The organism is Myxococcus vastator, from assembly GCF_010894475.1.
In the GTDB taxonomy this organism is placed as follows: domain Bacteria; phylum Myxococcota; class Myxococcia; order Myxococcales; family Myxococcaceae; genus Myxococcus; species Myxococcus vastator.
Map to the genome: position 1 here is coordinate 1 of NZ_JAAIYB010000265.1, position 11,585 is coordinate 11,585.

Sequence of the window (11,585 nt, forward strand, 5' to 3'; positions counted from 1 at the left end):
CGCGGGCCCAAGCCACGGAAGAAGAAGGGCTACGCATCAGGAAGCGAGGTGCGCCGACAGGTCGCGACGTCACGCGTCCTCGCTGCCGGCACCGTCGATTACGTCAAGCAAGATGTTTAAAGGGGTGGCCGTCAGACCTTGTAGAGCAGGTCCATGTACTTCTTGAGCAAGTCACTCACCAGCCCGCGGAAGGGCACGGAGGCGGCCATGCCGTACACGGGCGCCATCGTCCCCTTCGCGCTGGGGTGGGCCTTCACGTAGTCCACGGCGTCGCGCAGGTCGACCAGGAACTGCTCCGCGACGCCGGGCTGCGTGTGGCGCAGCGTGACGCACAGGTGGACGGCGGACGGCTTGTGCAGGCCGTTGAGGTTCCACCCGTGCTCGCTCATCCGCTCCATCACCTGGAAGATGTCCAGGGACTCCGAGCCGAAGGCGATGACGAACAGCGGGTCCCCCAGCACGTGCAGCTCCGGGATGTCGCGGATGCCCTGCTTGATGGCCGCCGCCGTCTCCAGGATGTGCCGGGTGGCGTCCAGGTAGCCCTGCTCCCCCGTGCTCACCAGCGCGGCCCACGCCGAGGCGATGAGCGCCCCCGGCCGGCTGCCGGAGAAGGTGGGCGAGAAGTAGATGCCGCCGGGCCAGTCCGTCGCCGTGAAGTACTGGTGCGAGCGCAGCTCCGTGCCCCGGTACAACACCACCGAGGAACCCTTGGCCGCGTAGCCGAACTTGTGCGTGTCCACGGACATGGACGTCACGCCCGGCAGCCGGAAGTCGAAGGGCGGCACGTCGTAGCCCAGCTTCATGGCGAAGGGCAGCACGAAGCCGCCCAGGCACGCGTCGGTGTGGAAGCCGATGCGCTTGTTGCGCGCGAGCTCGGACAGCGCCTCGATGGGGTCGATGACACCGTGCGGAAAGCCGGGCGCCGAGCCGATGAGGACGATGGTGTTGCGGTTGATGGCCTTGCGCATGGCGGCCACGTCGGCGCGGTAGTCCGGGCCCACCGGCACCCGCACCATCTTGATTCCGAAGTAGTGCGCCGCCTTGTCGAAGGCCGGGTGCGCGCTGGCGGGCGCCACCATCTCCGGCCGGGTGATGCGCTTGGTGTCCCGGGCCCAGTCCCGGTACGTCTTCATCGCCAGCATGATGCTCTCGGTGCCACCGGACGACATGGCCCCGCAGATGCGCGCCTCCTCCGGCTGACCCGCGTTCGCCACGTCCGCGCCGAGCATGCTGGCCGTCATCGCCACCACCTCCGCCTCGAACTTGGTGGCGCTGGGCCACAGGTCGGCGTGCAGCGGGTTGCTCTGGGAATGCAGCGCATAGACGCGGTTGAGGAACGCGATGTGCTCCGCGTCACCGTTGTACACACCGCCGGACACGCGGCCCTCGCGCCAGCGGTACTCCTCCTGCGACTCCAGGGCCTGGAGCTCGCGCAGCACGTCCTCGCGCGCGCGTCCCGTCGGCGGCAGGTGGTCGAACGACTGCATCTTCCCGCGGTAGGGCTTGAGGCCGCTCTCCAGTTCGGACAGCAGCGTGCCCGTCTCCCGGTTGAGCAGGCCCTTCACGCCCGGAACAGCCTTGAGGTAGCGCTCGGCCGCGGACAGCAACCGCGGCGGGACGTGGTTGAGCAGGCTCAGCGCCTTCAGGTCTGGAAGTGCCATGACGGACTCCTCGGGGTTCAGGCGCTTCGCGCGCGATTGAGCCGCGCGAAGATGGCCTTGTTGTGTTTGTAGATGTTGACGAACTCGCGGAACAGCTCGTCGTAGAGCGCCGCGTTCTTCGAATCCGGATGAAAGGTGCGGGCGACCGGCACGAGCGAGGGAATCTCCTCCACCGTCAATCGCCCCAGCGCCACCGCGGCCTGGAACGCGGCGCCTCGTGCATTGGCGAGCACGGGCTCGTCCACCTGCTGCACCGGGCGGCCCAGCACGTCCGCGTGAATCTGGCACCACAGCGCGGAGCGGGCGCCGCCGCCGATGATGCGCAGCGAGTCCAGCCGCCGGCCCACGAACTTCTCCACATAGGTGAAGAGCCAGCGTGAGTTGTAGGCCACGCCCTCCATCACCGCCCGGACCATGTGCGCCCGCGTCGTCTTCAGGGACTGGTTGAAGAAGCCACCACGCAGGGACTTGTCGTCCACGGGGCTGCGCTCGCCGTTGAGCCAGGGAAGGAAGATGAGCTGGTCGCTGCCCGCGGGGACGTTGCCCGCCTGCGCCTCCATCACCCGGTAGAGGTCCGGCGCATCACGGTCCGGCCCCGCCTCCGCGTCCCGGCCGTAGAGGATGTTGTCCTTGAGGAAGGTGAGGCAGATGCCGGCGGACTCCTGCTCGTTGGCCAGCAGGTAGCGCCCGGGCAGCGCGGACGGCAGCGACGCCATCTGGTGGAAGAGGTCCGTCTTCTTGTAGGGCACATGGCAGCACAGCCACGACGAGGTCCCCACGCACAGGTGGGGCTCGAAGTCCCCCACCGCGCCAGAGCCCACGGCGGCGGCGAGGATGTCTGGCGCGCCCGTCACCACCTGCACGTCCTCGCGCAGGCCCAACTCGCTCGCGGCCTGCGCATGGAGGGGCCCCAGCACCGTGGAGGCAGGGACCAGGTCCGGGAGCTTCTCCCGCTCGAGCCCCGCGAGCTTCAGCAGCCGGTCGTCATAGGCGATGCGGCCCAGCGCGCGGTTGTCCGTCACCCAGTGCAGGGTGATGGAGTCATACGAGGCGGCGCAGCGGCCACTCAGCTTCAGGTTGAGCCAGTCCTTCGGCTCCAGGAACTTGTACGTCCGGCGGTACACGTCCGGGCGCTCGCGCCGCAGGTAGAGGATGTGGCCCACCGGGTCCTTGCCCGACAGGCTGGGCACGCCGCCCGACAGGCGAATCCACGTCATCAGGTGGCGAACGTCGTAGCCCTCCACGGAGAGGAAGCCGCCCACCGCGCGCTTGACGTCCGGCGCGCCGCGCGAGTCCATCCAGATGAGCGCGGGGCACACGGGCGTGCCGGACGCGTCCACCGCGACGGTGCCGGACCACTGGGAGCTGCAGTTGACGCCGATGACGTCCTCCGCGCTCACGGCCCCGGAGGACAGCAGGCGCCGCGTCGCCAGGACGATGGCGCGCCACCACGCCTCCGGCTGCTGCTCGGCGCCTCCATCCGGGAGCAGGGACAGCTCCAGCGGCTCCACGTCACCGCCCAGAATCCGTCCCCTCAGCGAGACAGCCGCCACCTTGACGGCGGACGTCCCGAGGTCGATGGCCAGGATGGACTGCTCACCTGCGTGGGACACACTTCCCTCCATGCCGGGCATCAAGGCAGACGGAGCGGACGACTGCCGCTTCGGCCGAGTCTAGGAAACGAACGCGTGCAGCCTGCCACCGACATGTGGAAGTTCGTCGTTTTTCTGAAAGCCCGGAAGGAGTCCCCGCGCCCTCGTCCGCCCCCGGGGCGTGGTGGCGGACTGTTCCTCCCGTGGGTGGATTCCTCGCGCCTCGCCCTTCCTACCTTTGCGCGAAGCCCAGAACAGGGGGACCACCATGGCCGAAGTCCAGCAGCCCTTCCTCACGGACATCACCGAGATTCGCCGCCGCGCCCGGGAGCACCTGGAGGAAGGCGCCATCACCGAGGACTACGAGGGCGACGTCAACACCACCATCAAACTGCTCAACGACGCACTGGCGACGGAAATCGTCTGCGTGCTGCGCTACACCTACCACTACGTCGCCGCGGTCGGCATCCAGAGCGAGTCCGTGAAGGACGAGTTCGGAGCGCACGCCCGAGAGGAGCAAGAGCACGCGCTCCGCATCGCCGAGCGCATCAACCAGCTCGGAGGCAAGGCGGACTTCAACCCCGAAGGCCTGCTGTCCCGCAGCGCCAGCCAGTATGCCGAGGGGCAGAACCTGGTGGACATGATCAAGGAGAACCTCATCGCCGAGCGCATCGCCATCCAGACGTACCAGGAGCTGGTTCGCTACTTCGCCCACCATGACCCGACGACGCGCCGGATGATGGAGGGCATCCTCGCCAAGGAGGAGGAGCACGCCAACGACATGCATGACCTGCTGGTGGCGCACCAGGGCAAGCCGCCCCTGCGGAGCTGAGCGCCGCCTGGCCGCCGCGCTCGCGCCTGGCTAAGGTGGCGGGCAACGCGTCCGGGGGGTGGCATGCGCAGGCGCTTCACCGCTGTGAGCGAGCTGTGTCGGCGGCACCCGGTGGCCCTGGGCGCCGCCGCGACCTTCAGCCTCAGCCTGCTATTGCGCTGGCTCTACCTGCAGGCGTCGCCCGACCGGACCTGGCCCTTCTCCATCTTCTTCTACGGTGACGCGCGCTTCTTCCACGCCTACGCCGCCGACCTCGCGCGCGGGCACACCGGGCCCGTCACCCTGCCCTACCACCCGCCCCTGTTTCCCTGGCTCCTGGGGCTGCTCTACCGCGTGCTGGGCCCGCCGCAGGGCAGCGCCTATCCGTACAAGCTCGCGCTGGCGCTGCTGAACGCGGGCACCGTCGCCTTCACGGGGTGGTGGTGGCGCAAGGTGCTGGGCACCGGCTGGAGCCTGCTGGGCGCCGCGCTGTTCGCGTGCAGCTTTGGCTGGCTGGTGCTGTCCACCACGTACAGCAATGAAGTGCTCTACGTCCTCTTCCTCTCGGCCACCTGCGCGCTGATGCTCCAGCACCGCGCGGGCCCCACGTGGACGGGCGCCGTGCTGCTGGGCGCCGTCATGGGCCTGGGCTCGCTCACCCGCGCCGAACACCTGTACCTCTGGCCCTTCCTCCTCGCCTGGGCCTGGCTCTACCGAGGCGCCACGCCCCCGCGGACCCTGGCCCTGCGCTGGGGCGCGGCCCTGCTCGTCACCGCCGTCGTGCTGGCCCCCTGGGCAATCCACAACGCGCGCGTGCTGCGGGAGCTCAACGCCCGGACGCCGCACCTGGAGCCGCTGCCCGTGCTGGCCCCCGTCACCGTGTACGGCCCCATCAACTTCGCCATGGCGAACCACGCCGCGGCCACGGGAGGCTTCACCCCTGACAGCGTCAACCAGATGGGCCAGGAGGGCTTCCTGGACGTGGCCAACGCCGCCCAGCGACACCTGCTGCTGCACGGATACGCGGAGGGGCTCGCGTGGATGAGGGATTACCCGGCGGACGCGGCGCGCCTGTGGGTGGCCAAGCTGGACCGCTGGCTGGATGGCTTCCGGCTGGGTCTGGGGGCCTCCAACCTGCCCGCGGGCTTGAACGGCACCCGGGCCCCCGTGGACGTCTTCGTGCCGGAGCGCGCGTGGATGAAGTGGCCGCTCACGCTGCTGCTGCTCGCGGGCGCCGCGCTGTCCTTGCTGCCCGCATGGCGCGGCTTCGCGCTCTTCACCGCGGTGCTGCTGCACCGGGCCCTCATCACCGTCGCCTTCTTCGGCTACACGCGCGGCCTGCTCGCCGTCTTTCCCGCGCTCATCCCACTGCTGCTGCTCCCGCTCGTGGTGCTCGCCACTCGCGTCTCCGCACGGAGATGGGCCACGCGGCTGCCCGCCGTCGCCGCCGCCGCGCTGCTCTTCTTCTGGGTGGAGGCCGGCATGCTCGCGCTGGCCGCGCCCCGGCGCTTCATGGCCAGCGGGAGCACCGACCGCGCCAGCGGCAAGCTCATCCAGGATGACTGGGTGCGCATCTGGCCCGACTGAAGTCGCCTCGCGCCTTAATGAAATACTTCAATCCGACGGGATGCGGGCCCGTCCCGCGCACGGCGCCTCGAACGCCAGACACACCAACAGTGAACACTGCTAAGGCCCGTTTTTCCTTCAAAACATTCCTCGGGAATAGCGAACGGAATCCCACGTATTCAGATTTATTTTCGCAACCGATATGGGCGTTGACGAGCTCCGTGCAGGAGCCACCGCGAGGACATGTGCCTCGCGGTTCCGCAGAGGAGAAACGCATGCGCCACACACGGGTGTCAGCAGCATGTCTCGTCCTGCTCCTATCCACCTCCGCCTGGGCATTCAAGCCACCTGACAAGGGACAGAGCGCCGTCGCCGACAAGGCCTTCTTCAAGCCAGAGCTGTACCTGCCCATCCAGAACCTGCCGTTGCAGCAGGCCCGCCAGCGGATGAACTCGCTCGGCGCCGACGCGTGGGATGACTTCTTCAAGCGCAACGGACGTGAGTTCAACGTCTACGTCGACCCGCGCACGGGAACCCCCACCGCGGTGCAAGGCACCCTTCCCCTCATCCCTGGCGACGGCTTCAACAACAAAGTCACCATGGACGAGGTCCGTGAGTCCATCGGCCGCTCCATCGCGGACGTGGACGAGGCCGCCGTCGGTGACCTCATCTTCAAGTTCATCGCGGACAACCAGGCCGCGTTCAACGTCGACCTGATGCAGATGGGCAGCCCCCGGGTGACGCGCATCAACGACGACCTCATCCAGGTCCACATCTCCCAGCAGGTCAACGGCGTCCCCGTGCGCCATGGACGCATCGCGGCCACCATCAGCCACGGCAACCTCATCCTCATCGGCACCGAGGCGTGGGCCAACGTGCGCATCGACACCCGCCCCCGGCTGGCGCCGCAGGATGCGCTGGTGTCCGGCAACGGCTTCGTGGGGCTGAACACCAGTCCCCCGATGCTGTGGCAGCAGCCCACGCTGGAGATTGCCCCCGTGGCGCTCCAGGGCGAGTCCTTCAACGGCGCCGTCGGCACCGGCTACGAGCACCGGCTCGTGTACACCTACGGCTTCTCCGAGGCGGGCGGGGACCAGCGCTGGAAGTCGACGGTGGACGCCCACACCGGCGAGGTGCTCGCCGTCGAGGACGACAACCACTACTTCGACGCGCAGATGAAGGGCGGCATCTATCCGTCCACCAACATCGGCACGTGCACCTCCAACGAGACGTGCGGCACCATACAGCCCGACTCGCCCATGCCCTGGGCGAACACCGGGCTGGCGGCACCCAACAACTTCACGGATGGCGCCGGCATCGTCAACTACAGCTCCGGCACCGTCACCACCACGCTGGCGGGCAAGTACGTGCGCATCAACGACTCGTGCGGCGCCATCAACGTCAGCTCCACCTCGGGCAACCTCAACCTGGGCGGGGTGAACAACGACCACGACTGCACCGTGCCTCCGGGCACGTCGCCGGGCAACACCGCCGCGTCCCGCTCCAGCTTCTACGAGCTGAACAAGCTGGCCGAGCAGGCCCGCGGGTGGCTGCCCACCAACACCTGGCTCCAGGGCCAGCTGCTCTCCAACGTCAACATCAACAGCACCTGCAACGCCTTCTGGAACGGCTCCTCGGTGAACTTCTACCGGAGCGGCGGCGGCTGCCGGAACACCGGTGAGATTGGCGCCGTGTTCGACCACGAGTGGGGCCACGGCATCGACGACTTCGACGCCAACGGCTCGCTCAGCAACTCGTCGGAGGGCTACGCGGACATCGCGGCCATCTACCGCCTGCAGACGTCCTGCGTGGGCTACGGCTTCTTCCAGACGGTCAACACCGGCTGCGGCCTGACGCCGGACGGCACGGGCTACAACCAGCAGGAGGCGCAGGTCTCCGGCACATCGTGGTGCAATACCAAGTGCTCCGGCGTGCGTGACGCAGACTGGGCCGCCAGCGTGCCCAACATCCCCGCCACGCCGCAGAACTTCGTGTGCCCCATGTGCAGCTCCGGCTCCGGCCCGTGCAGCCGCCAGGTCCACTGCGCGGCTTCGCCCGTGCGGCAGGCGGCCTGGGACTTCGTCACGCGGGACTTGACGGCGCCGCCGTTCAACTACGACTCCAACACCGCCTTCATCGTGGGCAACAAGACGTTCTACCAGGGCAGCGGCAACGTGGGCACGTGGCACGCCTGTAACTGCTCGGCGGGCACGTCCGACGGCTGTGGCGCCACCAACGGCTACATGCAGTGGCTGGCGGCGGACGACGACGACGGCAACCTGGCCAACGGCACGCCGCACATGTCCGCCATCTACGCGGCGTACAACCGGCACCGCATCGCCTGCTCCACGCCGACCGTGACGAACAGCGGCTGCGCCGCCGGTCCCTCCGCGGCGCCCGCCAACACCACCGCCACCCCCGGTGACGGCCAGGTGAGCCTGAGCTGGGACGCCTCCGCGGGCGCCAGCCAGTACTGGGTGATGAAGACGGAGGGCTTCGCGGGTTGCGACTTCGGCAAGGCGAAGGTCGCCACCGTCACCGGCACCACCTACACGGACGGCGAGGTCGCCAACGGCAGACAGTACTGCTACTCCATCGTCCCAGCGTCCTCCAACGCGTGCTACGGCGCCGCCAGCGCGTGCACCTGCGCCACGCCCGTCTGCGCCGCTCCCGGCACGGCCGTGCTGGCCGCGCCCTCCGGCGGCGCCTCCGGCGTGGAGCTGTCCGCCGTGCTGGACTGGAACGACGTGACGGGGGCCTCCACGTACGAGGTGCAGGTGGCCACCGACGCGGCCTTCACCACCGTGGTGGCCAGCGCCAGCGCCCTGTCGGCCAGCACCTGGACGGTGTCGCCAGCCCTGGCCACCAGCACCCAGTTCTACTGGCGCGTGCGCGCGAGCAACTCGTGCGGCGGCGTGGGCACGTGGTCCGCGGCGTCCACCTTCACCACGCGCGGCTGCGTCGCCCTGGCGGCGCCCACGCTGAGCAGCCCCGCCAACGGCGCCACCGGCGTCGCCACGTCCGCGGCGCTCGACTGGAGCGACGTCCCCAGCGCCGCCACCTACCAAGTGCAGGTGGCCACCGACGCGGCCTTCACCAACGTGGTGGCCAGCGCCAACGCGCTGACGGCCAGCGCGTGGACTGTGACGCCGTCGCTGAGCAGCAGCACCCCCTACTATTGGCGCGCGCGGGCGGCCGACTCCTGCGGAACCAGCGCCTACAGCGCCGTGAGCAGCTTCACGACCACCAACATCTGCATGCCGGTGGCGGCCGCCTACAACACCACGCTGCGGGCGCCGTCCTGCGGCAACGTATGCGGGTGCGATACCGGGCCGACGCTCGTCGCGGGTCGCGGCACCATGTCCAGCGGCACCGAGCCCAACCGCCCCAATACCCTCAACGCCTCCTGCGCAGACGGAAACTCCGGCACCTACCTCAACGATGAGAGCGTTGAACGGGTGACCCTTCGCACGGTGGACCACGGCGCCTTCACCGTCGGCAAGCAGGTGACGGCAGAAGTGACGGTGTGGTGCTGGGGAGGCTCGGACCGCTTCGACCTGTACTACACCACCAACGCCTCGGCGCCTTCTTGGACGGCGCTGACCACGAACCTGACGTGCACGCGCGGCTCACAGACGTTCACGCACACGTTCAACCTGGGCTCCACTCCCGGCAACCACGCCATCCGCGCGCAGTTCCGGTATGGCGGCTCCGCGAGCGCGTGCACCTCCGGCAGCTACAATGACCGCGACGACCTCGTCTTCGGCGTGGCGGCCGCGGTGGCCTCCTCGGCGCCGGAGAAGGCGCGCAGCGTGCAGGGGCGCTCGACGCAGGCAGCCCGCTGATGAACGAACCCCGTCACCCGGCGTGACGGCGGAATGAACGCGAAGGGCCTCCGGCGACATGTCCGGAGGCCCTTCTGCTTTCGCGCTCAGTGCGCCGGAGGCTCTGGGCTCGGCGGCGCCGGGGGCGCTGGGCTCGGCGGCGCCGTCGGCCGGGGGCCCGCCATGGGGCCCGCGAAGAGCAACCCTTCCTCCACCGCGCCTCGACCCGGCTCCCGCTTCGTGGCCTCCAGCCGATGGCCGCGCTGCCACGCTTCCTGGCGAAGCCCCAGCACCTCCTGCACCAGCACCTGCGCCGCGGCGGCCAGCGGCACCGCCAGGACCACGCCCGTCAGCCCCGCCAGTGCGCCGCCACAGAGCACCACGATGGAGATGAGCAGCGGGTTCATCTTGATGGCCCGCCGCTGAATCATGGGGCTCAGCACGTTGGCCTCAATCTGCTGGTAAACGATGAAGACGGCCACCGCGATGAGCGCGTTCTTGAGGCCCACGGTGGCCAGGGTGATGAGGCCCACCAGCACCGCGCTGATGACGCTTCCCAGGTAGGGGATGACGCCCATCAGCATCACCATCAACCCCAGCGGCAGGAAGTACGGCACGCCCTGGATGAGCGCCATGCTGCCGGCGACCGTGCCGCCAATGGTCATCACCAGCAGGGTCCCCGCCAGGTAGTTGGCGACGGCCTTGCGCATCCGGGACACGAGCAGCCGCACGCGAGGCTGGCGGCGCGGCGACACCCACTGAAGGGCGCTCTCGTAGAGGTCTTCACCGAACAGCAGGCTGAACACCGTGAGGACCACCACGGTGATGCCGCCCGCCATCAAGCCCAGCGTCGACGACAGGACGTTGATGATGCGGCCCGCGACGTCCGTCGGCTCGAAGCGGATGAGGTCCTCCGCCTGGACCTGCACGCCATAACGCGTGCCCAGTTCCTCCACCCAGCGGGACTGCGCGAGCCGTTCAATCGTGGCGGGCATCGACTGGGCCAGGCCCTGGAGCTGGTGGATGAGCATGGGCACCAACGAGCTCACCAGGACGCCCATCATCCCCAGCAGCGCCAGCGCCACGATGGCCACACCCGCGCCGCGGGGAAGCCCCCACTGCGTCAGCCGGCGCACCAAGGGGCTCAGCGCGATGGAGAGCAGCAGCACGACCGCCAGGAGCGTGAGCACGGGGTACAGCGCCCGGAGCACGGCCCAGAACAAGATGAGCAGCAGGACCTGCGTTCCGACGACCCAGACCGTCCGCGGCGGCACATAGACGGGGAGCTGCCGACGAGATGCCTTCATGCCTCACAAGGTAGGATGTGGATGCACGGACGGCAGGCCGCCCACGGCCCTCCGCCGCGTTGACTGACGTGCGCTCTTGGAACTTCAGGCGGTTGGCGTAGCGCAGGCCCAGCAAGCAAGCAGGCGTGCGCCCACTGCCACGCCTGAAGTGCGAGCGAGCCGTGCGCCCCGAGGCAGGCAACGCATGCCATGGGGGGGAGCGAGCCCCACCCTTGAGGGCGAGCGGAAGGGGGCGCAATCTGCACGCGCCATGTCCGATAATCCCCAGACCCACCCGTGGACCGGGAGTGTGGAGGGTGACGCGATGTGGATTGAAGCCATCGTCATGCCCCGGCAGAGCGCCGCGCCGTACCGGCCCTCGCCGCGCAAGAAGCGTGGAGCCGAAACCATCCCGGCATCGGCCCCGGACCGCCGGCCCGCCTACCAGACCGCGCTCGACGAGGGACGCCGCTTCTGGGATGCCGTGCTCGCGTTCCTGAAAACCCACCACCTGATGGACGCGGTCCGGTGGATCAGCGAGCCGGGGACGATTCCCCTCGTCACGCTCCACTGCACCCGTATCGTCCTGGAGCGGCTCCGGCAGGCACCCGAGTTCGAAGCGGGCCTGTCGATGAACCTCGAAGTCCCCGTGTGACGCGCGAAAACCCCAGTGGCCCAAAACAGAAAACCCCCGGTGTCCACGAGGGACACCGGGGGTTTCTCAAAAAGAATCCGGCAGCGACCTACTCTCCCGCGCGGTTTCCCGCGAAGTACCATCGGCTCTGGAGGGCTTAACTTCCGTGTTCGGGATGGGAACGGGTGGAACCCCTCCGACATAGCCACCG

General features: G+C 69.0%; 7 protein-coding genes and 1 rRNA gene. 4 read left to right on the top strand and 4 right to left on the bottom strand.

From position 1 onward, the window contains the following. Positions 1-131 precede the first annotated feature (131 nt). Both G4D87_RS23760 and G4D87_RS23765 read right to left on the bottom strand, forming a co-directional pair. Positions 132-1,661, bottom strand: a complete 1,530-nt coding sequence (locus G4D87_RS23760) for a pyridoxal phosphate-dependent decarboxylase family protein (protein WP_163784496.1) — start codon at positions 1,659-1,661, stop codon at positions 132-134. 17 nt (positions 1,662-1,678) lie between these two features. Then, positions 1,679-3,286 (bottom strand): xylulokinase, encoded by a 1,608-nt coding sequence (locus tag G4D87_RS23765; protein WP_163784497.1) that lies wholly within the window; start codon positions 3,284-3,286, stop codon positions 1,679-1,681. A 235-nt stretch (positions 3,287-3,521) separates the two neighbouring features. On the opposite strand from G4D87_RS23765, the gene G4D87_RS23770 reads away from it, so the two are divergent. The 3 genes from G4D87_RS23770 to G4D87_RS23780 all read left to right on the top strand — a co-directional run bounded on the left by G4D87_RS23770 (position 3,522) and on the right by G4D87_RS23780 (position 9,475). Further along, positions 3,522-4,085 carry a ferritin-like domain-containing protein gene (locus tag G4D87_RS23770; RefSeq protein WP_163784498.1) on the top strand — a complete coding sequence of 188 codons (564 nt, stop codon included), beginning with the start codon at positions 3,522-3,524 and terminating at the stop codon, positions 4,083-4,085. A gap of 63 nt (positions 4,086-4,148) precedes the next feature. After that, on the top strand, positions 4,149-5,651 hold the full coding sequence (locus G4D87_RS23775; RefSeq protein ID WP_163784499.1) for an ArnT family glycosyltransferase: 1,503 nt from the start codon (positions 4,149-4,151) through the stop codon (positions 5,649-5,651). A gap of 254 nt (positions 5,652-5,905) precedes the next feature. Then, positions 5,906-9,475 carry a PepSY domain-containing protein gene (locus G4D87_RS23780; RefSeq protein WP_163784500.1) on the top strand — a complete coding sequence of 1,190 codons (3,570 nt, stop codon included), beginning with the start codon at positions 5,906-5,908 and terminating at the stop codon, positions 9,473-9,475. Between the two features lie 86 nt (positions 9,476-9,561). Here G4D87_RS23780 and G4D87_RS23785 read toward each other — a convergent pair whose 3' ends face one another. Beyond that, positions 9,562-10,761 (bottom strand): AI-2E family transporter, encoded by a 1,200-nt coding sequence (locus tag G4D87_RS23785; RefSeq protein ID WP_163784501.1) that lies wholly within the window; start codon positions 10,759-10,761, stop codon positions 9,562-9,564. Positions 10,762-11,011: 250 nt separating this feature from the next. Between G4D87_RS23785 and G4D87_RS23790 the strand changes: the two genes are divergently transcribed. Next, positions 11,012-11,395 carry a hypothetical protein gene (locus G4D87_RS23790; RefSeq protein WP_240358530.1) on the top strand — a complete coding sequence of 128 codons (384 nt, stop codon included), beginning with the start codon at positions 11,012-11,014 and terminating at the stop codon, positions 11,393-11,395. 75 nt (positions 11,396-11,470) lie between these two features. On the opposite strand, the gene rrf is transcribed toward G4D87_RS23790, so the two are convergent. Beyond that, positions 11,471-11,585, bottom strand: a 5S ribosomal RNA gene (rrf, locus tag G4D87_RS23795); the annotation flags it as partial.